Annotated in this window: 23 protein-coding genes; 5 read left to right on the plus strand and 18 right to left on the minus strand. The window is 42.0% G+C overall.

Features of this window, described 5'->3' with window-relative positions; all coding sequences use genetic code 11:
* Positions 1 to 160 precede the first annotated feature (160 nt).
* Both typA and ABS301_RS13045 read right to left on the minus strand, forming a co-directional pair.
* Positions 161 to 2002 (minus strand): translational GTPase TypA, encoded by a 1842-nt coding sequence (typA, locus tag ABS301_RS13040; protein WP_349672622.1) that lies wholly within the window; start codon positions 2000 to 2002, stop codon positions 161 to 163.
* A 164-nt stretch (positions 2003 to 2166) separates the two neighbouring features.
* Positions 2167 to 2829, minus strand: coding sequence for a YigZ family protein (locus tag ABS301_RS13045; RefSeq protein ID WP_349672623.1), 663 nt, complete (start codon positions 2827 to 2829; stop codon positions 2167 to 2169).
* 163 nt (positions 2830 to 2992) lie between these two features.
* On the opposite strand from ABS301_RS13045, the gene ABS301_RS13050 reads away from it, so the two are divergent.
* A complete protein-coding gene (locus ABS301_RS13050; RefSeq protein ID WP_349672624.1) occupies positions 2993 to 5644 on the plus strand; it encodes a transglycosylase domain-containing protein in 2652 nt (883 codons plus the stop codon).
* Between the two features lie 60 nt (positions 5645 to 5704).
* Here ABS301_RS13050 and spoVAE read toward each other — a convergent pair whose 3' ends face one another.
* The 13 genes from spoVAE to ABS301_RS13115 all read right to left on the minus strand — a co-directional run bounded on the left by spoVAE (position 5705) and on the right by ABS301_RS13115 (position 13937).
* Positions 5705 to 6061, minus strand: a complete 357-nt coding sequence (gene spoVAE / locus ABS301_RS13055) for a stage V sporulation protein AE (RefSeq protein ID WP_104439023.1) — start codon at positions 6059 to 6061, stop codon at positions 5705 to 5707.
* 18 nt (positions 6062 to 6079) lie between these two features.
* Positions 6080 to 7096, minus strand: coding sequence for a stage V sporulation protein AD (gene spoVAD, locus ABS301_RS13060; RefSeq protein WP_502877967.1), 1017 nt, complete (start codon positions 7094 to 7096; stop codon positions 6080 to 6082).
* 31 nt (positions 7097 to 7127) lie between these two features.
* A complete protein-coding gene (locus ABS301_RS13065) occupies positions 7128 to 7580 on the minus strand; it encodes a SpoVA/SpoVAEb family sporulation membrane protein (RefSeq protein WP_349672626.1) in 453 nt (150 codons plus the stop codon).
* A 29-nt stretch (positions 7581 to 7609) separates the two neighbouring features.
* Positions 7610 to 8035 carry a stage V sporulation protein AB gene (locus ABS301_RS13070; RefSeq protein ID WP_349672627.1) on the minus strand — a complete coding sequence of 142 codons (426 nt, stop codon included), beginning with the start codon at positions 8033 to 8035 and terminating at the stop codon, positions 7610 to 7612.
* Positions 8025 to 8651, minus strand: coding sequence for a stage V sporulation protein AA (locus ABS301_RS13075; protein WP_349672628.1), 627 nt, complete (start codon positions 8649 to 8651; stop codon positions 8025 to 8027). The genes ABS301_RS13070 and ABS301_RS13075 overlap by 11 nt, the downstream gene beginning before the upstream one ends.
* On the minus strand, positions 8648 to 8806 hold the full coding sequence (locus ABS301_RS13080; protein ID WP_170072536.1) for a hypothetical protein: 159 nt from the start codon (positions 8804 to 8806) through the stop codon (positions 8648 to 8650). The genes ABS301_RS13075 and ABS301_RS13080 overlap by 4 nt, the downstream gene beginning before the upstream one ends.
* Positions 8807 to 8869: 63 nt before the next feature.
* Positions 8870 to 9583 carry an RNA polymerase sporulation sigma factor SigF gene (sigF, locus tag ABS301_RS13085; RefSeq protein ID WP_349672629.1) on the minus strand — a complete coding sequence of 238 codons (714 nt, stop codon included), beginning with the start codon at positions 9581 to 9583 and terminating at the stop codon, positions 8870 to 8872.
* 5 nt (positions 9584 to 9588) lie between these two features.
* A complete protein-coding gene (gene spoIIAB / locus ABS301_RS13090) occupies positions 9589 to 10023 on the minus strand; it encodes an anti-sigma F factor (RefSeq protein WP_104439017.1) in 435 nt (144 codons plus the stop codon).
* Positions 10024 to 10033: 10 nt separating this feature from the next.
* Positions 10034 to 10375, minus strand: coding sequence for an STAS domain-containing protein (locus tag ABS301_RS13095; RefSeq protein ID WP_170820047.1), 342 nt, complete (start codon positions 10373 to 10375; stop codon positions 10034 to 10036).
* Positions 10376 to 10514: 139 nt separating this feature from the next.
* Positions 10515 to 11831, minus strand: a complete 1317-nt coding sequence (locus ABS301_RS13100) for a tetratricopeptide repeat protein (protein ID WP_349672630.1) — start codon at positions 11829 to 11831, stop codon at positions 10515 to 10517.
* 11 nt (positions 11832 to 11842) lie between these two features.
* Positions 11843 to 11983: a hypothetical protein gene (locus ABS301_RS13105; RefSeq protein WP_170072532.1), complete on the minus strand. Its 141-nt coding sequence runs from the start codon at positions 11981 to 11983 to the stop codon at positions 11843 to 11845.
* Positions 11976 to 13301, minus strand: coding sequence for a bifunctional folylpolyglutamate synthase/dihydrofolate synthase (locus ABS301_RS13110; protein WP_349672631.1), 1326 nt, complete (start codon positions 13299 to 13301; stop codon positions 11976 to 11978). The genes ABS301_RS13105 and ABS301_RS13110 overlap by 8 nt, the downstream gene beginning before the upstream one ends.
* A gap of 249 nt (positions 13302 to 13550) precedes the next feature.
* Positions 13551 to 13937, minus strand: a complete 387-nt coding sequence (locus tag ABS301_RS13115) for a RidA family protein (RefSeq protein WP_349672632.1) — start codon at positions 13935 to 13937, stop codon at positions 13551 to 13553.
* 205 nt (positions 13938 to 14142) lie between these two features.
* Here ABS301_RS13115 and ABS301_RS13120 point away from each other — a divergent pair, with 205 nt between their 5' ends.
* On the plus strand, positions 14143 to 14757 hold the full coding sequence (locus tag ABS301_RS13120) for a DUF1836 domain-containing protein (RefSeq protein WP_349672633.1): 615 nt from the start codon (positions 14143 to 14145) through the stop codon (positions 14755 to 14757).
* A gap of 42 nt (positions 14758 to 14799) precedes the next feature.
* On the opposite strand, the gene ABS301_RS13125 is transcribed toward ABS301_RS13120, so the two are convergent.
* Both ABS301_RS13125 and ABS301_RS13130 read right to left on the minus strand, forming a co-directional pair.
* Positions 14800 to 15099, minus strand: coding sequence for a YerC/YecD family TrpR-related protein (locus tag ABS301_RS13125; protein WP_097005014.1), 300 nt, complete (start codon positions 15097 to 15099; stop codon positions 14800 to 14802).
* Positions 15100 to 15180: 81 nt separating this feature from the next.
* The gene (locus tag ABS301_RS13130; protein ID WP_349672634.1) at positions 15181 to 15990 is read right to left on the minus strand and encodes a Cof-type HAD-IIB family hydrolase; all 810 of its coding nucleotides are present in this window, start codon (positions 15988 to 15990) and stop codon (positions 15181 to 15183) included.
* Between the two features lie 139 nt (positions 15991 to 16129).
* Between ABS301_RS13130 and ABS301_RS13135 the strand changes: the two genes are divergently transcribed.
* The 3 genes from ABS301_RS13135 to ABS301_RS13145 all read left to right on the plus strand — a co-directional run bounded on the left by ABS301_RS13135 (position 16130) and on the right by ABS301_RS13145 (position 19109).
* A complete protein-coding gene (locus ABS301_RS13135) occupies positions 16130 to 16276 on the plus strand; it encodes a hypothetical protein (protein ID WP_277407186.1) in 147 nt (48 codons plus the stop codon).
* A 75-nt stretch (positions 16277 to 16351) separates the two neighbouring features.
* Entirely contained in the window at positions 16352 to 17359 is a 1008-nt protein-coding gene (locus tag ABS301_RS13140; protein ID WP_349672635.1) for an ABC transporter substrate-binding protein, read from the plus strand.
* A 73-nt stretch (positions 17360 to 17432) separates the two neighbouring features.
* Positions 17433 to 19109 carry a flavin monoamine oxidase family protein gene (locus ABS301_RS13145; protein ID WP_349672636.1) on the plus strand — a complete coding sequence of 559 codons (1677 nt, stop codon included), beginning with the start codon at positions 17433 to 17435 and terminating at the stop codon, positions 19107 to 19109.
* Positions 19110 to 19184: 75 nt separating this feature from the next.
* On the opposite strand, the gene ABS301_RS13150 is transcribed toward ABS301_RS13145, so the two are convergent.
* Positions 19185 to 20201, minus strand: coding sequence for an AI-2E family transporter (locus tag ABS301_RS13150; RefSeq protein ID WP_349672637.1), 1017 nt, complete (start codon positions 20199 to 20201; stop codon positions 19185 to 19187).
* Between the last annotated feature and the right edge of the window lie 105 nt (positions 20202 to 20306).

A 20306-nucleotide genomic window follows, 5' to 3' on the forward strand; every position in this document is an offset into this window, starting at 1 on the left:
CAGCTAATATTAAATTTATGTGGCAGAATACATGAAAATGATAAAAAGCATACCAAAAATATCGACAGAAGGAGGCAGAATGCACAAAAAATAACAGAGAATGCTGACTGATCGGCGATATTTCGGCGATCTGCGTCAGCATTCTCCTGTTTATAACAATTTATACGGATGATTTTTTATTCTGAGAAGTACGTTTTCTGATTGTTGGATCCAGAATTTTCTTTCTGATTCGAAGGCTGACAGGGGTGATCTCCAACAGCTCATCAACATCAATAAAGTCAAGAGACTGCTCTAAGCTCATCTCCTTTGGAGTACTGAGTTTCAAAGCGTCATCTGCACCGGAAGAACGGGTATTGGTCAGTTTCTTTGCTTTACAGATATTAATTTCAATATCTTCTGCCTTGGGGTTCTGTCCGATTACCATACCGGAATACACCTTGACTCCAGCTCCGATAAACAGGATTCCTCTCTCCTGGGCATTGTAAAGACCATAGGTTATGGATTCTCCTGATTCATATGCAATTAAGGATCCGGACTTTCTATAAGACAATTCACCCTTAAACGGTGCATAATCATCAAATGTAGTGTTCATAATTCCGTTTCCCTTGGTGTCTGTCATAAATTCACCGCGGTAGCCGATTAATCCTCTGGATGGAATGGAAAATTCCAGTCTTGTATATCCGCCGTTTGCCGGGCTCATACCCTGAAGTTCACCCTTACGGCCTGTCAGCTTCTGAATAACAGCTCCGGTAAACTCTTCCGGTACATCGATATAAGCGATTTCCATTGGTTCCAGTTTTCTGTTTCTTTCGTCATAATGATACAAAACTTCTGCTTTACTTACTGCAAATTCAAAGCCTTCCCGTCTCATATTCTCAATCAGTACAGATAAATGAAGCTCTCCTCTGCCGGAAACCTTAAAGCAGTCCGGAGATTCTGTCTCCTCCACACGAAGGCTGACATCTGTATTTAATTCACGGAATAAACGTTCTCTTAAATGACGGGAAGTGATAAATTTACCTTCCTGTCCTGCGAGAGGACTGTCATTTACCATGAAATTCATGGCGATTGTTGGTTCAGAAATCTTCTGGAACGGAATAGCTTCCGGGTTTTCCACAGAACAGAGAGTATCACCGATATGGATATCTGCAATACCTGAGATCGCTACAATGGCACCAATTCCTGCTTCCTGTACTTCTACCTTATTAAGACCCTCGTATTCATACAGCTTACCAACCTTAACCTTGCGGAATTTGTCAGGATCATGATGATTGACTATGACGCATTCCTGGTTAACTCTGACTTTGCCGTTATCTACTTTACCAACTCCGATACGTCCCACATACTCATTATAATCGATGGTACTGATTAAAAGCTGGGTAGAAGCTTCCGGATCTCCTTCCGGAGCCGGAATATGATCAAGGACAGTCTGGAATAAAGGAGCCATGTCAACACCTTCATCATCAAGCTGTTTTTTTGCAAATCCAGCTTTTGCTGAAGCATAGAGGAACGGACAATCCAGCTGCTCTTCACTTGCGTCAAGATCCATAAGAAGCTCTAACACTTCTTCTTCTACTTCTTCCGGCCTTGCTTCCGGTCTGTCAATCTTATTGATACAGGCTACGACAGAAAGTCCTAATTCCAGTGCTTTTCTTAATACGAACTTGGTCTGGGGCATAACACCTTCATAAGCGTCTACTACCAGAATAACTCCGTTAACCATCTTTAATACACGCTCTACTTCTCCGCCGAAATCCGCATGTCCTGGTGTATCAATAATATTAATCTTTGTATCTCTGAAATGAACTGCCGTATTCTTGGATAAGATGGTAATTCCGCGCTCTCTTTCAATATCGTTGGAATCCATAACCCGTTCTACTACTTCCTGATTCTCACGGAATACACCGCTCTGCTTTAACAGGGCATCCACAAGCGTGGTTTTACCATGATCGACGTGGGCAATGATTGCCACATTCCTGACGTCTTCTCTTTTCATCTTCATAAATGTACTCTTCTTTCTGTTATTCAAGCATAATACAGGTAATTCACTCCCATATCATAAAAAACTAAGGACCTGCTATGCCCTTAGTTTCATCTACATTATCACGATTTATTAGTATAACACCTGAAATATAATATTGCAAGATTTTTTTTATTTTCTGAAAACTATTTCCCTTCTGGAAACAATAAGACTTCTTTTTCGTGTATGCCAAAATAGACGGAATCGCCTGTCTCAAGATTTGCTTTTCCTCCTGTAGCTTCCGTAATATCAGCCTGGAGCTTTAAGACTTCCTCATCAGGCACCAGCACCGTGAGCACGACGTGATCCGTATATTCACTGTTTAACGTTGTAAGATTTGACTGACCCAATAGATACTGTATTTTTCCAACTCCATTATAATCTGTGTCTATGAAAAGTTTTTTTGCCGGTACCAGCATCAGAACCGTGCATGCTTTAAGGCCTTCCTTTACCGCCCCGGAATAAGCTCTTACAAGACCTCCCGTACCAAGAAGGGTCCCGCCAAAATAACGGGTAACTACCACGCAGAGATTCACGATTTCCTCTCCTTCCAAAACATCAAGCATGGGCTTTCCGGCAGTCTGACTGGGTTCTCCATCGTCACTGCAGCGCTTCCCTTCCCCATTCTCACCTAAAATCCAGGCATAACAGTTATGACTGGCATCCCAGTATTTTTTTCTTATTTCCTCTATAAACGCCTGAGCCTCTTCTTCTGTTTTAACAGGCCGAAAGCTGGCTATAAAACGGGATTTTTTTTCCATAATTTCTCCCGTACCTTCTTTGTATAATATTTTATAGGCTTTTCTCATACGCATCCTCATTTCTTCTATATAAACAATCCTCTCCCATTATATCCAAAATAAGGTGCAGGATCAAGGTTCTATGTATAAACGGATAAATTTCTTCCAAAAATGGTAAGTGTTGAATTGCACGACAATTTTTGGTATAATGAACCGGTAAAGGAGGTTTCCCATGAATTACGGCAAGCAAGCGACAGAGAGAAAGATCAAATCTGCCAATTCAAAAGCGAGGAAATACACCACAAAGGTTTTTCTTGCCTTTTTAAAAAGTCTGTTTATCCTATGCCTGTTTGGAAGCATTGTGGCTGCAAGCGTCTTATTTGGCATGGTAAAAGGAATCATAGACAATGCTCCTGATGTGGACATCTCAACCATTGTCCCCAACGAATATGCCACTACCGTTTACGACAGTGCGGGCAATGTCACCGAGACCCTGGTAACTGCAGGTTCAAACAGAGAGGAATCCACTTACGAGGAACTTCCTAAAAATCTGGTCAATGCTTTTGTTTCTTATGAAGATTCCAGATTCTGGGAACATAACGGAATCGATCTGCGCTCCATTATGAGAGCGGTAAGAGGTGTACTGACCGGCGATTCCACAGCCGGAGGCGGAAGCACCATTACACAGCAGCTGATCAAAAACAGTGTGTTTGGCGGAGGTATGGAAAAAAGTTTTGGAGAACGTCTGGAACGAAAATTTCAGGAATGGTTTCTGGCCATTAAACTTGACGGTGTTATGTCAAAGGAGCAGATCATTACCAACTACTTAAACACCATTAACTTAGGCAACAATACCCTGGGCGTTAAAGTGGCTGCCAAGAGATATTTCAACAAAAATGTATCGGAACTGACTTTATCTGAATGTGCTGTTTTAGCAGGAATCACCCAAAACCCTTCTAAATTTAACCCCATATCCGGTCAGAAGAATAACGCAGAAAAGCAGAAGGTCATTCTTCAATACATGCATGATCAGGGATACATTACAAAGGAAGAGGAAGACCAGGCTCTTGCAGATGACGTCTATTCCCGAATCCAGAATGTTGACACTGTAACCAAGGAAACTGCATCTCCATACAGTTATTTTACAGACAAACTGGTGGAAGAAGTTATCACTTCCATGAAAGAACGGTTAGGCTATACCGATACTCAGGCTCACAATATGCTATACAGCGGAGGTCTCTCCATCTACACAACCCAGGATCCTGGAATCCAGACCATTGTAGATGAGGAAATCAATAATCCGGAAAATTATACTGCAGCACGCTATTCCATCGAATACCGGCTATCCGTCACTCACAAGGATGGAACAACCACCCACTACTCCGAAGAAAATGTTAAGCGCTATCACAAGGAGATGGGGGACAACGGCTATGATGGCTTATACAATAACGAAGAAGCGGCAGAGGCAGATATACAGGGCTATAAAAGCTATCAGCTGAAAGAAGGAGATACCATAATTGGAGAAAGCCTTCATAAAACCCTGCAGCCTCAGGCGTCCTTTGTAATTATGGATCAGAAAACAGGAGAAGTAAAAGCTATTAACGGAGGACGGGGACAAAAACTGGCCAGCCTGACTTTAAACCGTGCCAGCAATACCTATCGTCAGCCAGGTTCTACCTTTAAAATCCTCACCGCATTCTCTCCGGCTCTGGATACCTGCGGTGCTACCCTGGGATCGGTTTATTATGATTCTGTTTACACGATTGGCAATAAAACATTTTCCAACTGGTACAGTTCCGGATATCAGGGATACTCAAGCATCCGTGAAGGTATCGTTTATTCTATGAACATCGTGGCTGTGCGCTGTCTGGTTGAAACCGTGAAACCCCAGCTGGGTGTGGAGTATGCAAGAAACTTTGGAATTACTTCCCTGACTGACACCGATTACAATCCGGCTCTTGCACTGGGAGGAATCACCAAGGGAGTTTCAAACTTAGAGCTTACCGGCGCTTTTGCCACCATTGCCAATGGCGGAGTCTATACAAAACCGGTCTTTTTCACCAAGATCCTGGATCACGATGGCAAGGTTCTAATTGATAATACACCTGAGACCCATCGTGTTTTAAAAGACTCCACTGCATTTCTCTTGACCGATGCAATGGCAGCTTCCATGGAAAGCAGCCGGAAATTTTCCAGCTCAGGACCCAGTTCCACCAGCCCTGCTGCTAAAATACCGGGAATGTCCGCTGCCGGAAAAAGCGGTACTACCTCAGCCAACAACGATATCTGGTTTGTAGGTTATACCCCCTACTATACTGCCGGTATCTGGGCTGGATGCGACGATAACCAGAAACTGACGAAGCAAAACGGAGGCGCCTCCTTCCACAAGGCAATCTGGCGCAAGATCATGACAAGAATTCATGAAGGAAAGCCAGACCCTGGTTTCCCCATACCTGACAGTGTAGAAACGGCTCAGATCTGCCGAAAATCCGGCAAACTGGCAGTGACCGGTGTCTGTACGGAAGATCCAAGAGGCAATGCTGTTTATACGGAATACTTTGCAAAGGGAACGGTACCCACAGACGTATGTAATAATCACGTAAGAGCAACCGTATGTTCCGTATCCCATCAGCTGCCCACTCCTTATTGTCCGGAACGGACAACTGCCGTATTTATGGTTCTTCCAAACGGCGAGACAGGTCAGACAGATGATTCCAAATACGCAATGCCTGGATATTGCACCATACATTCAGCAAATTCCATTATTATTCCTCCAGGCAGTCATCCTTACGAGGATGAAACATCTCCCCAGCAATACGCACCGGGCTATATTCCACAAAATCCCGGCGCAACCAAACCCATTTATCCCTGGGAAGATTATTGATAAAAAGAAGAAGGGCATCAAACCTTAAAACAGGTCTGATGCCTTTTTCCTTGTATAAAATCAGCTTTTCATTTTCGGCTTGAATATAATGGATCCCAGATATCCAAAAATCAAAGCACCGGATATTCCCACTGCACTTGCAGTAAATCCACCTTTAAACACTCCCAGAAAACCGTCCTCTCCCATGCTCTTTAAGACGCCTTTCCATAGAGAATTGCCAAATCCCAGCAGAGGAACCGTTGCTCCTGCTCCTGCCCAGTCACTAAAGGGCTGATAGATTCCAAGGGCTCCAAGAATACTTCCGATTACTACTAAAAGCACCATAATCCGCCCGGGCATCAACTTGGTATTGTCCATCACAACCTGAACCACTGCACAGATTGCTCCGCCTACCAAAAATGCTTTTACAAATTCCATAGCGTTCTCCTTTCCAGATTAGTTGTCTATATGCTCGATCATAACTCCATGAGCAATGGCAGGAATGGTTTCTCCTTCGTTAAAGCTTACCGTGGACAGCAGCGCACCAGTTGGTACAAAAAGAACTCTCTTCCACGTTCCATCCTTGATTTTTGGTAATATATAAGAACAGAGCGTTGATGCTGCACAGCCACAGCCGCTTCCTCCCGCATGTGTATCCTGGGAATCAGGATCGAATATTTCAATCCCGCAGTCTGTATGGATGTTCTCCAGATCATGCCCTTTGTTTCTCATGAAGTCCAGGAGAATGGTACGGCCAACCCGGCCAAGATCTCCAGTTATGATTTTATCATAATAATTTTCATCTATATTGAAATCATCAAAGTTCTGCTGTATGGTATGAAATGCGGCAGGTGCCATAGCTGCTCCCATATTCATGGAATCCCTGATTCCCATATCCACCATACGGCCGGTGGTAATACCGGTAATTGCCGCAATTCCTTCTTTCCTGTGTTTGGTGAGAATAACAGCTCCGCAGCCGGTCACTGTCCATGAAGAAGAAAACGGGCGCTGATTTCCGTAACCCAGTGGAAATCGGAACTGTTTTTCAGCTGTTGCAAAATGGCTGGATGCCATTGCCATTACTTTGTCTGCATAGCCTGCTGCCACTGTCATAGAGCCAAGATTTAGAGCCTCTCCCATGGTGGAGCAGGCGCCAAAAAGACCAAATAAAGGAATTTCCAAATCTACCGTACCAAATGACGTTGCTATCAGCTGACCTAGTAAATCCCCTGCAAATAAATAACGGATATCTTTTTTCCGGACATCTCCTTTTTCTATTGCTAAGTCTGCGGTTTGCTTTTGCAGTGCACTTTCTGCCTTCTCCCACGTATCTGCCCCAAACATATCATCCTGTTCCACTACATCAAAAAGCTTGGCAAGGGGGCCTTCTCCCTCTTTTTTACCGACTATGGAAGCCATGCTCTCAATTATCGGCGGTTCTTCAAATTTAATACTAGCTTTTCCAACCTGCATTTTATTCACTCCATTTCTCTTTCAGTCTGTTCTACACTATGCCGAAGGCTTTCAGGACATAGGCAATCACTCCCAGTATCCACGAACTCAATATACCGTAAAGAATTACCGGACCGGCAATGGTAAAAATCTTACAGCCAATTCCAAATATCTGTCCTTCTGCTTTAAATTCTACTGCAGGCGCCACTACGGAGTTTGCAAAGCCTGTTATGGGCACCAAAGCCCCAGCCCCGCCAAACTTGGTTATTTTCGGATAAATATTCAGTCCTGTAAGAATCACACTGGCCGCAATTAAGATCAGAGTCGTCCAGGCGGACGCAGTATCTTTTTCCGCTCCCTGGTTCATAATCAGCGTGGTACAAATCTGACCTATGGTACAGATAATTCCTCCAACAAAAAAAGCTTTGATAATATTGGGGAATTTTTTATTTACCGGAGTTACTTCCTTTACATAGGCTTCATAGGCTTTTTTATTAACTTCCATTCTTTTCCTCCATTCTGTAAAAATTGCTGTTATTGTCCAAAGCGTTCTGCAAAAAACAACAGGGATCCTGTTAATTTACCAAGGGCGATGGACAATATGATATATTGCAGACCAACTCCCAGATTAACTCTTCTGCTAAAGACAGGTAATGCTTTCAATGTTTCTGCAAGAGACATTACCAGACAGCCCACAAATATTCCCACTGACAATCCAAAGATACCTAAAAATATATTACCTCCAAATCCAATGGGTGTTTCGTAAATGTCACCGATATTTCCAAGCACACCTCCAAGAATGATACATGACTCATACAGCATAATGTGTTTCTTTGTATGAGTAAATCCAATCAGGCGGGGAAACACTCCAATGATTGCCAAAAAGGCAAAAACGCCGGCTGCTATGATGCCGCCAGCGCTTAATCCGACAAAGCATAGCAACACCTCTTTAAGAAGCATCGATATCAGACTCCTTTCTCCCTTCATTCTGGATCAGGGTTTTGCTGATATTATCTTCATAAAGACGCATTTCCACCTCCAGAGGGGTCGGATCGGTATTGATCTTAATTTTTGCAAAATGATTAAAAAATCCAACAATTCCAACAGCCAGTCCAACGGAATAACTGACTTCCAGAATCGTAAAACCATTGGATTCCTCTCTCATAATAATTTTATAAATTTCCTTGAACACATCCGTAACGCTTACATCGTTATTAAATGTCATGATTGCAAAAGCCGCACCGCAGTAACAGATCACGCAGACAAAAATTGTTTTTATCCACTGCCACACCCAGTTTGGAGATTTGGGTCTGTGATAATCAATGATATAATCAACCTTGCCCACGTTATTGACAGAAATAGCCGGATCCATTTCCACCAGCTTTTTAATCACATCAAGTGTACTCTCAACATATCGTTTGTTACGATCTAAATGAATGGTTTTAATCCGCAGTGCATTACACTTATTCATAACAGCAGAATCGTCACAATAGACATCAGCTACATCTTTCAGTTGCACTTCCTTGTGGTGCACCTCTGTAATTTCACTGATGTTTAAATATACGGTCTTACTCATGCAACCATCTCCCATCTGGGAGCGGCCTCAACAAGTGTTCCTTCCTTTTGAGTCCCATCGGGCATAACGGCGATCATATACCAGATTGCAGCAGCGATTGCAATTAAGCATATGACCAGTAGCGTCATGACTAGCTTATGTTTCATGGATTCCATACATGCTCACATCCTTTTCTCTGGTTTTTCAAAATTAGTATGAGCCGTATCAAATTTTTTATTCTATAATTTTTCGCGCATCTGTTTTAAAATCTTTTTTTCCAGCCTGGAAACCTGAACCTGGGAAATGCCAAGCTTATCAGCAATCTGACTCTGGGTCTCATTGTAATAATACCGACGTATAATAATTTCCCTGTCCTTATCCGACAAATCGGTTAACAATTCCCGAAGCACCATGCGGTTTAACAATTCTTCCTGTGCAGAGCTTTCTTCCTCTATTTTATCAATCAGTAGCAAACTGTTTTCGTCATTTTTATTGACAGAACGATATAATGATTCCACCTCAGCACCAGCTTCTATAGAAGCTGCCACTTCTTCTTTACTGGCCCCGATTTCTCTTGCTATCTCTTCTACCGTAGGCTCTCTTCCAAAGCGGTAAACCAGCTCCTCCCGCATATTTTTTACCTTCATTCCCATTTCCTTAATGGACCGGCTGACTTTTATGATTCCATCATCTCTTAAAAAACGCTTGATCTCTCCGGTTATCATTGGAACTGCATAAGTTGAAAACTTGACTTCATAGGATAAATCAAATTTATCAATGGCTTTCATCAAGCCAATGCTTCCAATCTGAAATAAATCCTCAGGCTCATAACCACGCCCTGTAAATCTGCGCACAATACTCCAGATCAAACCGAAATTCTCGGTCACAAGCCGGTCTCTTGCCGCTTTATCACCATCGTGAGCCATTTGTATCAATCTCATGGTCTCATCCATAGGGCTCACCTGCTAATCTTCTTTTTCATAATCACCGCAGTTCCCTTATCTGGCTCCGACTTAACTTCCACCTGATCCATAAATGCTTCCATAAAAGAGAATCCCATACCAGACCGGACTCCGTCAGGATCCGTGGTAAACATGGGTTCCATCGCCTGTTTAATATCTGTAATCCCAATTCCTGTATCCCTGACGGAAACAGTCAGTTCCTGTCCCTCAACCGTCACTTCTATGTAGATGATTCCTCCCTTCCCCTGATATCCGTGGATGACTGCGTTAGTGACTGCCTCTGAGACAGCCGTTTTCACATCTTCCACCTCCTCCAGGGTAGGATCCAGCCTGGCCATAAATACGGCTACTGCTACTCTGGCAAATTCTTCATTTTGGGACAGGGCTTCCAATTCCATTTTCAGAATTTCTGGTTTGTTTTGTTCTGACATATGTTCCTCCTCAACCTGTGACTGCTGCTTCCTTAGAGTCATATAATTTCATTAATTTTAAAATTCCTCCCATTTTTAAAATGCGGAGAGCCTGAGATCCCGCACCGTAAATGGCTACACTTCCTCCGCTTAATGCCATCTGCTTGTAACGATTAAGCAGGATTCCGATTCCGGAGGAATCCATAAATCTTGTACTGGAAAAATCGAATATAATACGGCGGATATAATTCTCGGAAAGGATTAAATCTGTTTCATATTTTAACCCGGAACAGTTATGATGATCCAGTTCCTCCGGCAGATGAACGATTAATGTGTGACCTTCTGCCTCATACGTAAAGTGTGGTTGATTCATATGCAATACTCCTCCATTTCTTATTGTCTGTCCGTAATACCAGAGAAGAGTGTTTTTTATACCGAAAAATAATCCGGGTGAATAAAAAAAGACACCACAAAAATATGTTTCTTCTGTAGTGTCTTTTCGAATTCTGCCATTAAAAACCTCGTTCTGTTTTCGCCTTAGCAGATAACGTTTCGTCTTTGCTGTTATTTATGATATCAGAAAACAAACCATTGGCCTGATCCTTCTGATCCATTCCCTTGTAGATAACGGCAGTCTTAAACTTTGCCTGCCAGCTGTCTGGTTTTAACTCAATACATTTTGCATAATAATTAAGGGCGGACTGACTGTCCCCTGCTTCCATGGCTTTATCACCCAGACTCTCTAAAATGGGGCAGCCCTTCTGTGCCATATCCTTTTTTATCTCAACAATAATCGCCTGAACATCTGCTGAAGCAATCAGCCCAGGATTGAGATCTGCATAGATTTTGACTGCAGATGGAAAATCATCCTTTTTATATGCCTGCAAAATACCGATAACCGACTGATACTGAGCCAGAACGCTGTCAGAGTTATTGGTTAAGGATGCCAGGGAATCCTCTGCTGTCTTCTTTTCTGATTCCAGAGAATTAAGCTGCTGGGTTAAAAGATCCGCCTTTTGATTGGCCTGGCTTAATTGCTCGCTGTATTTTAACATCTCTTTGTTATGGTTATCGTTAATGGCTTTGGTGTTCGCCGGCATAACCATAAAGAACACCACTGCGGCTCCCAGCAAAAGTCCTGCCAGTATGTTTAAAACCGCCTGATCCCTGGTGTTTTCCTTATAGCTTGGCGGGATAATCACATCATCATCCTGCATCTGCCTGTGGGAAACCACGTTCTTTAGTTTTCTTTTTTCCGGTTCCCGTTCTGGCTTAACCCTGGTACCGGTCTCTTTCATAATTGATTTATAATAAAGTGCTTTCGGATGATTATGATCAATTTGAAGCACCTTATTTACTGCTTTCCCTGCTTTCTGGTAATCCTCCCGTACGAGATACAGGAGTGCAAATAAAAGCTGGGCTTTTACATAATTGGGCTTGTCCTCCACTGCTTTATTAAGCTGCAGTATGGCCAGATCCTCACTTTCGCTTTTGACGTAAGCCAGTGCCTGATTAAACCGGCGCACTGCCCTCCGCTCCAGATCCATGGTGCCCTTTTTCTTCTGAATCACTTCCAGGTAGTAATCTGCGCGGTTATCCTCAGACTGTAAATTCTTGCTGATAACCCATTGAACCAATGCATCCCCGACCTCTCCCACCTCATAGTAGATGAGACCAAGAAGATTCCTTGCATCTGTCATATATTTATTAAAATGAAGACACTTTTTTAAACAATCGGCTGATCCGGTTAAATCTCTTAGCTTAGCCTTCTCCAGTCCCATATTATAATAGCTGTTTGCAATCACCCGGATTCTTCGTTCATAATCCATATTTTATCCGCCTATTCCTTGCTGACTTCTTTAATCAGATTCATCATAAGATCATTCATATCGGTTAAATCACTTCTCACAATGGCATCTTCAACTGCATCGACCTCCAGGCTTGGCCTGTAGTCCTTAATCTCAGAATCAAAATCAATCATGTTTAATCCTCCTTAAAACGGCTTTTATCTCACCCATTAAATAGAGTGAACCTACACAAAACAGCAGATGATCCTCATCCTGTTTTTGAAGCATAGAAAGCAATGCATCCTCTGTGTTTTGAAATCCTCTTATTTCGCAATGAATCACTTCTTCAAACTCATGTAACGCTGTCTCCGTCATAATTCCCCTGTCGGAATCTATATGGGTCACTGCCACTTCATCCAGTGGCAGACTGGCTGCAATCAATCTTATCATTTCGTGATAATTCTTATCGGAAACGGCAGAAAACAAAAGATTCGCTCTTTTTTTCCTGTCTGCACACAGTTCAGACCCGGTCTTTACAAATTCTTCCATTCCCCCTGGATTATGTGCCCCATCCAAAAAGACGTCTGGCTGTACTTCTTCCATTCTGGCAGGCCAGCGCATTTTTAAAAAGCCTGTCCGGATCTGTTCCCTTCCTTTTTTAAGTCTCATGTCTCCCAGTAATCCGGATACTTCCACTGCCCGCAAAGCGAAAAGGGCATTCATGACCTGATATCTGGCTGGAGAAGAAATCGTCACCTGATATACATCTCCTTTTATCCCTTTCAGTTCTGCCAGAAAGCCGTTGCTATCTGATCCTGTGATCTGGTAACAATGCCTGTCTGTTTCAAAATAAGGTGCGTCCTGTTCCAATGCTCTTTTTCGGATCACGTCCGAAACAATCTCCTGATTTGCGTCAAATACTACTGGAATATTCTTCTTAATAATACCTGCCTTTTCAGCAGCAATCTTATCGATTGTATCACCTAAGTATTCCGTATGGTCCAGACTGACCGAGGTGATAACAGATACCAGCGGATTACGGATGACATTGGTTGTGTCAAGTCTTCCACCCAGGCCAACTTCCAGTATAACAAGATCAACCCCGGACTTCTGAAATAAATCCATAGCCATATAAAATAAGAATTCAAAATAAGATGGATGGCAGTATCCTTGTTCTATCATCCGTTCAGAAAGTAATCTTACTGTCCGGTAGCTGTCTGTAAAAGCTGATTCCGATGCCATCTCTCCATTTACGCAAAAACGTTCTCTTATATCAATCAGATGAGGGGATGTAAATGTACCCACTTTATATCCAGCACTTAAGAACACAGACTGCAAAAAAGCACATACAGAACCTTTTCCATTGGTCCCTGCAACATGAATGATTCTCATGGTTTCATCAGGCTCGTCCATCTCTTTTAAAAACGTCCTGATCACTTCCAGTGAATTCTTCTTTTTCGCCCACATCGGGATACGGCTTAAATATTCCTCTGCCGTTTCTTCAAATCTCATCCTTAAAGTACCAACTTCCTGCTTAAATTCATAGATCAATTACTTTATTAAGGTTAAAAAAACGGACTGATCCAACTTCCTCAATTAATTATAATATAAGTCTGCCAATATGCAACCCATTTCTTTCGCAAAAAGTCCTTTATTTCTACATCTTGTCCCCCGTGCATCCCTGGAAAGGGGGAAATTGCCTGAATTTAAAATAGGGAATGCCAGTTAACCGGCATCCCCTTTCTACTTATCTGATACAGCTTATGATTCTCCGCAATATGCAATGGCTTCAATTTCCACTAATGCGTCTTTTGGAAGAGCTGCCACTCCAAATGCTGCTCTGGCTGGACATTCTCCTTCAAAAAAGGTTGCATACACTTCATTCATTGCTGCAAAATCATTGATATTCTTTAATAATACCGTTGTTTTAACCACTTGATCCATGGATAAACCACCGCTCTCCAGTATGGCCTTTATATTGGTTAAAGACTGTCTTGTCTGAGATGTAATATCCTCACCTGCAAATGCACCGGTTGCCGGATCAATGGGAAGCTGACCGGACACGAACACATAATCGCCCCCGCGAACACCCTGAGAATAAGGACCAATTGCTGCCGGAGCCTTTTCTGTCGCCAAAACTTTTTTCATAATTATGTATCTCCTTTCGTTCATTACAATGATATTTCTAGATTAACACACATTCCTCAAAAGTCAAGAAAATTATTTTGGTATGCTCAAAAATATTTAGTTTAAGTGGAGTTTTTCCCCCTTGTCATCTGGTATTGAATACTATATAATATGACTAAGGGGATTATCACATGTGCGGAGCTTTCCCATGCAGAACGGAGGACATATGAAAACCAACGAGGAACGATTACAAAAAATTTTAGAGCATTTGGATGGGCTTGGCTATATTTCGCCGGAAACCATTCCAAACATTGATTTATATATGGATCAGGTCACTACTTTTATGGATAAGCATTTAAGTGAAACAAAGCGTTATCCAGATGATAAGGTCTTAACCAAGACTATGATCAACAATTATGCCAAGAATAATCTTCTACCCGCTCCTAATAAAAAGAAATATACGAAAGAACATATTCTTCTGCTTATATTTATCTACTATTTTAAAAATGTATTATCCTTTAATGATATTGAACAGCTTTTCAGACCAATTACCGATAAGCACTTTAATCCTTCTGACGGCATGCCATTAGAAGCAATCTATAAAGAAGTATTTTCCCAGGAAGATTCTGACTTAGAACGTATTAAATCCGACATACTGGAAAAGTACCAGCATTCCAGCAAGACCTTTGAAGAAAAAGGAATTGAGGGTGATGACCTGGAATACTTACGCCTTTTTTCCTGGATCTGCGAGCTGTCACTGGATGTATACGTAAAAAAGCAGGTGATTGAACAGCTGATAGACGATTTAAGAGAAGATCCTTCTTTAAAAAGGAAGAAATAACAAACAGGGGACAAGAACCGGTATGGGCTTGTCCCCTGTTTTCTATATCTCTTTCTTCTCTTCCAAACGCTTAAATACCATATCATAGCCGTCATTCCCGTAATTTAAGGAACGGTTCACACGGCTGATGGTAGCTGTGGATGCACCGGTCTTCTCTGCAATCTCCAGATAGGTTCTGCCTTCGCGCAGCATCTTTGCTACCTCGTATCTCTGTGATAAGCTTAACAGCTCATTCACCGTACATACATCCTCAAAAAACGTATAGCACTCCTCCGGTGTTTTTAAGGTTAGAATTGCTTCAAACAGATGATCAACTGCATCTGTCTTAATTTTTTTATTCATATGAGATCTATCCCCTTTTTATTCCTTATGGTCTATCTGTATTTTAACATATTAACGTTATAAAATCCACCCCCTGTGGCATCAGGAAAGCATAAATTTTTCTACTACCAGAGCAATTCCGTCATCATTGTTGGAAGCGGTCACATAATCAGCTGCCTTTCTGACTGGAAGAACTGCATTTTCCATGGCCACTCCAAGCCCGGCGTACTCAATCATAGACAAATCGTTGTAACCGTCACCGCAGGCAATCATCTCTTCCCGGCTCATGTTAAGATGAGTAAGAAGCCGTTCCAGGCTTGCCGCTTTATCAATTCCCTTGGGAAGAATCTCAAGAAAGTAAGGTTCTGAACGGTACACGCTGTAATCACGTCCCAGTGCAGCCTTGACCTTGGGCTCTACCATGGCAAGATAGTCCCCCTCTTCCAGCATCAGATATTTGACTACCGGAAACTGTACATACCCTTCCATATCTTCCACTTCTCTGACTTCCAGTTTATTAATGGCAGATTCCTTGCCTACATATTCATCTTTGGCATTCCCGGTTATGATTAAGTCATCTTCATAAGTTAAGATATTAACCCCGTGCTCCTTCGCCATTCGGATAATCTTCTGGTTTGAAGTTACCGGCAGCTCCTTTGCAAAGATGGTTTCACCTGATTTACAGTCTATAATACGTCCTCCGTTAAAGGATAAAATATAACCGCCTGTTTCATGAAGCTTTAATTCTTTTGCAACGGGCATGATTCCATAAGTCGGGCGGCCGGAAGCCAGCACAATCACTCCGCCCTGACGCTGCAGCTCAAAAAGTGCTTCTTTTGTTCTGGGCGTGATTTCTTTATCCCGGTTCGTCAGCGTCCCATCCAAATCAAGCACTATTATACGATATTTCATTGTACTTCACCTGCTTTTGTAAATTTTACTATAGCAGTATAGCACAGTTTTAAACTATATACCATCTTTAAATAAGAAAATATGGAATAGTTCGTAAACTCTGCCTGTCAGACTACATAGAATTTTAACAGGAGGATGAATGGAGGAGAACCAAATGAAGAAAGCAATTGCAATCTTTCTGGCTGTAATTGTGGTCGCCGGCTTACTGACCAGCTGCAGAACAACATCCAGAAAACAGATCAAACCCCTTTTTTCCCACGTATCCGCCCAGATCTTTATTATTTAAAATTTTTTAAGACAAGGTACTTTCCCGTATTACAACAATACAATGTAGTATTAAGATATGAAAAAGGAGGATTTTATGAGAAAAGCCTATCGTACATTTATCATGGCCGTTCTCACCGGAGCGTCTTTACTAAGCTTAACTGCCTGCGGTTCAAAGACAAAGTCATCGGACTTAACCCCGGTCAAATTAAATGAAGTTGCCCATTCCATCTTTTATGCCCCTCAGTATGCAGCCATAGAGCTGGGATACTTTGAGGATGAGGGCATTGATTTAACCTTAGTAAACGGAGCCGGCGCTGACAAGGTTATGACTGCCCTTATATCCGGTGATGCAGATATTGGTTTTATGGGCTCTGAGGCCTCAATCTATACTTATGCAAACGGCGCCCAGGATTACGCAGTCAATTTTGCACAGCTGACTCAGCGTGCAGGCAATTTCCTTGTTGGAAGAAGTGAGCAGCCTGATTTTAAATGGGCCGACTTAAAAGGAAAGAAAGTACTGGGCGGCAGAGCCGGTGGTATGCCGGAAATGGTATTTGAATATATCCTGAAAAAGAACGGAATTAACCCTGCCACAGATTTAACAATCGATCAGAGCATTAATTTTGGACTGACGGCAGCAGCCTTTACCAGCAATGACGCAAATTATACCGTTGAATTTGAACCGTTTGCAACAGGACTGGAAAAGGAAGGCAATGGCTTCGTAGTCGCTTCTTTGGGGGTAGACTCAGGCTATATTCCATATACCGCCTACAGCGCCAAAAAAAGTTACCTGGAAAAGAATCCGGCAACAATACAGAAATTTACCAATGCCATTCAAAAAGGCCTGGAATATGTAAATTCTCATTCCTCGGAAGAAATTGCAAAAGTAATCCAGCCCCAGTTTAAGGAAACTGATGTGAAAACCATTGCTGCCATTGTAGACCGTTATAAAGCACAGGATACCTGGAAAAAGGATACTGTATTTAACAAAGACAGCTTTGAGCTTTTAGAGAATATTCTGGAGGAGGCTGGTCAGTTAAAAGACCGGGTTCCTTATGAAAATCTTGTGACGACTGAGTATTCTGAGAAGGCTGCCAAATAATTATTTCAACAACAAAGGGGACATTGCCCAGGCAATTGTCCCCTTATAACAGTGACATTATGAGGTAAAATTAATGAACATTCCACTCAATCAGGTACTTAACCCCACCAATGAGCAGCGGCAGGAAATGATCAGGAATTCGTTGGAGACGGCCGGCCGGCCGGAAGATTACGATAATATTGTCCGTTTGCTGAGCCCGCCTCCTGACATTACAAATTATGCCCAGCCTGGAGAACTAAAGGGTGTAAAAATCGGCGTAATCGGAGGAGGCCTTGCCGGTCTGTCCGCTGCATTTGAGCTTCGAAAGCTGGGGGCTGACATTACCATTCTTGAGGCAAACGATAACAGAGTCGGAGGAAGAGTTTATACCTACTATTTTAATACAGAATATTATAACGAATTTGGCGCCCACAGGATTCCGGTCACCCATCAAACCACCTGGCACTACATTAATTTGTTTGGTCTCAATACCCGTCCTCTCTCTGTAAGGCAGCGCAACAACTTTTTGTATGTACATAACACCCGCTTAAGAACAACAGAATCGATCGAGCAGAAACTTTATCCCTTGTACGATTTAACTCCTCAGGAACGAAACACTCCCTGGGAGGAGTTGATTGACTACGCCTTTACGTATCCAATGATGCAGCTTACACCTGATATACGCTCGGAGCTGATACAGATCTTACCCAGGTATTCCCCGGAAATACTGCCTTTTATGAACTATTCTGTCCGGCAGACTCTGGAAAATCTGGGTCTCAGTCAGGGGGCGATCAGCCTGATCTCAGGGGTCGATCCCGGAACCGGGTCTTTGATTGATGCCAGTTACGCGGAAACGGTCCAGGAGGAGTATACCATTGACTACCGTAACACCTATACCATTGAAGACGGGATTGTAAACCTGCCCTACGCCTTTATTCAATCCTTCTACACAGACAATTTACCCCAATATCAAAATATTCCACCCTCTCAGCTAGGCACCGTCACTTACTTACCCGGTCAGACGGTCACAGGTATTTACCAGCAGGAAAACGGCAATCAGATTGTTCTTTCCCATCGCAATGTACGGGATTTAAGCAGAACTTCTGATACTTTCGATTATGTTATATGTGCAATCCCCTACTCCACTCTGCGGGAAGTGGAAATCAGACCAAGTTTCAGCAATCCAAAGATGCAGGCTATCTTAGAATATAATTATACCAATTCTCAAAAAACCTTTTTTTTATGCAGGGAACGTTTTTGGGAACAGGATACAGATTATGGCCGTATTGTAGGAGGATTTTCGCAAACAGATCTGCCGATTCAGTACATTTTCTATCCCGGAGATCATCTTCTGTGTCCGGATCCTTCTTTCTGCTCACCAAATGAACCCGGTGTATTAATTGCCTCCTATAATTATCATTTAAATTCAACAAGAGTGGGAAATATGTTAGAGCCGCTTCGGTTTGAATATATAAAAGAAAGCGTGGAGGAAGTTCACGGACTGCCAAGAGGATTCTTAGATCCCATTGTGGCAGACCATAAGACCGTGGTCTGGGATAATGAGCCTTACAACCGGGGGGCTTTTGCTGAGTCACTTCCAGGTCAGAAACCATTGTTTTCTTATGAGATGCTGAAGCCTGAATATAATCAGAGGATTTTCTTTGCCGGCGAGCACGTATCCACAAAGCACGGCTGGATGCAGGGGGCGCTGTATACAGGAAAGGAAGCTGCCAATCAGCTGGCCTATTCTATTTACAGTCAGCCAATGTAGTATCATTAAAAAGTAAGGGGCTGCCTTAATAGAATCTTCTATTTAATGCAGCACCCTTTTTTAATAGAAAAAAGTTTATTCATTTTTCACTCTGATATCTAAAATATCCAATAAGAACATAAACATGGGAATACCTAAAAGCAGTCCCCACACTCCGATATAATGCTCACTGACTAAAAGAATAAGAAAAACCAGAAATACCGGCAATTTGGTTTTAGCCGACATCAGTTTAGGATTCAGCACATAGGTCTCCAACGAATGAAGCACAAATATCATGATGATAACTTCTATAATTTTAAACGCACCTCCGATGTTAAACGCTATAATGGAAAGAGGTATGAGTGATATAATCACTCCTGCAACCGGAACCAGTCCAAGTATGAAAATCATGGCTCCTAATCCCAGCGTCTGGGGAAATCCCATAATTGTTAATGCTACTACAGACAAGAACGAATTAATAAATGCAATGACGATTTGCAATTCAATGACTTTTCCAAAGGAATTTAAAAACTTCTTTCCGTAAAATGTAAAATATTGATAGAGAAATGACACTTTACTGTGCTCCATATGTTTAAAAAATGCTATAATCTCTTTCTTTTCCAGAAGAAAGAGAAAGCTGATCAACAGAGACAGCAGAATGTTGATGCTGAAAGTTCCTGCAGTCGTTACAAAGTCCAGCAAATGGCTTTCCGCCATACGAATGTATTCGCTGATTTGATCCTCCGGAATGCTGCTTAACAGATTAAACCGGTCATAATTCTGTAACTGATTTAAGTCAAAGGTAGAAATCAGATTGATTACATCAATCAGCTGCTGGGTAACTTTCGGAATATAAGCAATCATGGTAATGATAAAAATAAGCAAAAATATAAGATACATTAAAATGGTAATAAGCTTCCGGCTGATCTTTATATATTTATTTACCTTATCATATATAAATTTCTGAAGCTGACCAAAGATGAACGTAACCATAAATATCAGCAGAAACTGATTGAGCATTCCTCTTAAAAAATAAAGAAAAACTGCCAAAAGAATAATACTGATTATTTTTTTCGCCAGTTCTCCGTTTATAAAATGATCCAATTTATCCATTGCCTGTGCCTTTCTGTTGTCAAATATTATTTTTGTCTCGATTAGTCATCTGACACACTGTCTATGAGATTATAATATAGAAACAGAACAATGGAAATACTTAAT

The sequence above is a fragment of the Lacrimispora sp. genome (assembly GCF_031982545.1).
In the GTDB taxonomy this organism is placed as follows: domain Bacteria; phylum Bacillota; class Clostridia; order Lachnospirales; family Lachnospiraceae; genus Lacrimispora.

What these genes read in the sequence shown, in the direction of transcription:
- ABS301_RS13070 (WP_349672627.1), bottom strand. Translation starts at nt 8,035, where the DNA reads ATGCTTCTTAAAGAGGTGTTGCTATGCTTTGTCGGATTAAGCGCTGGC.
- spoVAD (WP_502877967.1), bottom strand. Translation starts at nt 7,096, where the DNA reads ATGCAGGTTGGAAAAGCTAGTATTAAATTTGAAGAACCGCCGATAATT.
- ABS301_RS13150 (WP_349672637.1), bottom strand. Translation starts at nt 20,201, where the DNA reads ATGGATAAATTGGATCATTTTATAAACGGAGAACTGGCGAAAAAAATA.
- ABS301_RS13115 (WP_349672632.1), bottom strand. Translation starts at nt 13,937, where the DNA reads ATGAAAAAAGTTTTGGCGACAGAAAAGGCTCCGGCAGCAATTGGTCCT.
- ABS301_RS13045 (WP_349672623.1), bottom strand. Translation starts at nt 2,829, where the DNA reads ATGAGAAAAGCCTATAAAATATTATACAAAGAAGGTACGGGAGAAATT.
- ABS301_RS13080 (WP_170072536.1), bottom strand. Translation starts at nt 8,806, where the DNA reads ATGGAATCCATGAAACATAAGCTAGTCATGACGCTACTGGTCATATGC.
- ABS301_RS13110 (WP_349672631.1), bottom strand. Translation starts at nt 13,301, where the DNA reads ATGAGATTTGAAGAAACGGCAGAGGAATATTTAAGCCGTATCCCGATG.
- ABS301_RS13095 (WP_170820047.1), bottom strand. Translation starts at nt 10,375, where the DNA reads ATGAATCAACCACACTTTACGTATGAGGCAGAAGGTCACACATTAATC.
- ABS301_RS13105 (WP_170072532.1), bottom strand. Translation starts at nt 11,983, where the DNA reads ATGATTGATTTTGATTCTGAGATTAAGGACTACAGGCCAAGCCTGGAG.
- ABS301_RS13130 (WP_349672634.1), bottom strand. Translation starts at nt 15,990, where the DNA reads ATGAAATATCGTATAATAGTGCTTGATTTGGATGGGACGCTGACGAAC.
- ABS301_RS13065 (WP_349672626.1), bottom strand. Translation starts at nt 7,580, where the DNA reads ATGGAAGTTAATAAAAAAGCCTATGAAGCCTATGTAAAGGAAGTAACT.
- ABS301_RS13145 (WP_349672636.1), top strand. Translation starts at nt 17,433, where the DNA reads ATGAACATTCCACTCAATCAGGTACTTAACCCCACCAATGAGCAGCGG.
- ABS301_RS13075 (WP_349672628.1), bottom strand. Translation starts at nt 8,651, where the DNA reads ATGAGTAAGACCGTATATTTAAACATCAGTGAAATTACAGAGGTGCAC.
- ABS301_RS13120 (WP_349672633.1), top strand. Translation starts at nt 14,143, where the DNA reads ATGAAAACCAACGAGGAACGATTACAAAAAATTTTAGAGCATTTGGAT.
- ABS301_RS13140 (WP_349672635.1), top strand. Translation starts at nt 16,352, where the DNA reads ATGAGAAAAGCCTATCGTACATTTATCATGGCCGTTCTCACCGGAGCG.
- ABS301_RS13050 (WP_349672624.1), top strand. Translation starts at nt 2,993, where the DNA reads ATGAATTACGGCAAGCAAGCGACAGAGAGAAAGATCAAATCTGCCAAT.
- ABS301_RS13125 (WP_097005014.1), bottom strand. Translation starts at nt 15,099, where the DNA reads ATGAATAAAAAAATTAAGACAGATGCAGTTGATCATCTGTTTGAAGCA.
- spoIIAB (WP_104439017.1), bottom strand. Translation starts at nt 10,023, where the DNA reads ATGTCAGAACAAAACAAACCAGAAATTCTGAAAATGGAATTGGAAGCC.
- typA (WP_349672622.1), bottom strand. Translation starts at nt 2,002, where the DNA reads ATGAAGATGAAAAGAGAAGACGTCAGGAATGTGGCAATCATTGCCCAC.
- sigF (WP_349672629.1), bottom strand. Translation starts at nt 9,583, where the DNA reads ATGGATGAGACCATGAGATTGATACAAATGGCTCACGATGGTGATAAA.
- spoVAE (WP_104439023.1), bottom strand. Translation starts at nt 6,061, where the DNA reads ATGGAATTTGTAAAAGCATTTTTGGTAGGCGGAGCAATCTGTGCAGTG.
- ABS301_RS13135 (WP_277407186.1), top strand. Translation starts at nt 16,130, where the DNA reads ATGGAGGAGAACCAAATGAAGAAAGCAATTGCAATCTTTCTGGCTGTA.
- ABS301_RS13100 (WP_349672630.1), bottom strand. Translation starts at nt 11,831, where the DNA reads ATGGATTATGAACGAAGAATCCGGGTGATTGCAAACAGCTATTATAAT.